Annotated in this window: 2 protein-coding genes; both read left to right on the forward strand. The window is 31.7% G+C overall.

The features are described from left to right. Positions 1-1,509: NTP transferase domain-containing protein (locus BKH40_RS08515; RefSeq protein ID WP_095278600.1), on the forward strand; the 1,509-nt coding region annotated here is incomplete at its 5' end. Then, positions 1,506-2,000: hypothetical protein (locus BKH40_RS08520; protein ID WP_219350162.1), on the forward strand; the 495-nt coding region annotated here is incomplete at its 3' end. The genes BKH40_RS08515 and BKH40_RS08520, both read left to right, overlap by 4 nt.

Genomic DNA, 2,000 nt, shown 5'->3' on the forward strand with positions numbered 1-2,000 from the left:
ATGCAAAAACTAATCATCCAAGCAGGGGGTCGTGGCACAAGGCTAGAAGGTCTGACTAGAAATAAACCTAAGTGCTTAGTCCCAGTAGACAACCTCCCTATAATCTTTCATATCTTTAAACATTTTCCTAAAAGTGAGTTTTTAATAATTGCTGATTATAAAATGGATGTTTTAAAAAGATATCTGAAAGTCTTTGCTAAAGACTATAAGTATAAAGTTATAAAAGCAAGCGATAAGGGCACTGCATCTGGTATAAAAGAAGCCCTTAGCTACTATAAAGATGATGAAAGAGTAGTGATACTTTGGTGTGATCTAATACTCCCTAAAAGCTTTAAACTCCCTAGCGAAAAGGCTAATTTTATAGGTATCTCAAAAGACTTTGAATGTAGATGGTCTTTTAAAAACTCTCTACTAGTAAAAGAGCCTTCAAAAGATCAAGGCATAGCAGGGCTTTTTATCTTTAAAGATAAAAGCATCTTAAAAGAGTTGCCTTTAAGTGGAGCCTTAGTTCCTTATCTTCAATCTAAAAATATAGACTTTAAAGAGTTAGCTCTTAGTGGTACTAAAGAAATAGGCACCATGATAGCTTATATGGATAATAATAAATACTCTTTAAAAAGATGGAGGCCATTTAACTCTTTGAAGTTTGAAAATGACTTAGTTATAAAAGAAGGTATAGATGACCAAGGTAAAAAGATAGCTAAAGATGAAGTTGCTTGGTATAAGTTTGTAAAAGAGCAAGGATTTAAATATATACCTGAGATTTATAAATATAACCCTTTAGAGATGAGACTTATAAAAGGACAAAATATCTATGAGTATGACTGCCTAACTAAATCCCAAAAGAAAGAAATACTTTATAAGATTATAAAAGCCCTAGATAGTTTGCATCATCTAGTGCCTCCTATAAAAGCTAACTTAGAAGACATTAAGTCTAATTACATCACTAAGACCTTTTTAAGACTAGAGACTATTAAAGACTTAGTTCCTTTTGCAAATAAAGAATTTATTAGAATTAATCATAGATATTACAAAAACATCTTTTATGACAAAGCAAGGTTAGAAAAGCTTTTAGATTCTATGAGTCCTATGGATTTTAGATTAATCCATGGGGATTGTACTTTTTCTAATATGATGTTTGATACTTTTAATATGCAAGTTACTTTACTAGACCCAAGAGGCTACTTTGGAGATACTAAGCTTTATGGAGATGTAGACTATGACTGGGCTAAGCTTTATTACTCTTTAAAAGGCAACTATGATCAATTTAATCTAAAAAAGTTCACTCTTGATATTAAAAGTGATGATATAGAGCTAAGTATAAAGCCTAATAACTGGGAAGATATGGAAGAGTACTTCTTTGATAACATCCCAAATATTAATAGACTTAAGATTAAAACACTTCACTCAATCATCTGGCTTTCTTTGACCACTTATGCTTGGGAGGATTATGATTCTATCTGTGCTGCTTTTTATAATGGAGTAATCCATGCAGGAGAGATACTATGAAAAAACTCTTCTCTAATAGCTTAGATAATAGCAATATAGATAATATAGCCTCTAGTGCTAATGCAAATAATGATATGAGTAATAAAGTAGGCACTAAGATAGATGCTAGTTTAGAATCTAAAAGTGATAAAGATTTTACTTCTAAGGCTAATCCTTTACTCCTTTCTTCCCTCTCTAAAACTTGGCTACTTGATATAGATGGAACCTTGCTTAAACATAATGGTTATAAGACTAAAGAAGGTGATAGCTTACTTCCGGGCGTAAAAGAGTTTATAGCTAGTCTTTCTCCTAGTGATAAGATAGTTCTTTTAACAGCTAGAGAAGAAAGCTATATAAAAAACTTAAAAGAGTTTTTGAAAGCTAATAACATAAGATATGACTACTTGCTTCACTCTCTTCCAGTAGGAGAAAGAATCTTAGTTAATGACACTAAACCTAGTGGTTTAAAGTGTGCTTATGCACTCAATGTAAAAAGGGATGCTAGGCTAGAT

Source organism: Helicobacter sp. 11S02629-2 (assembly GCF_002272875.1).
Lineage (GTDB): Bacteria > Campylobacterota > Campylobacteria > Campylobacterales > Helicobacteraceae > Helicobacter_I.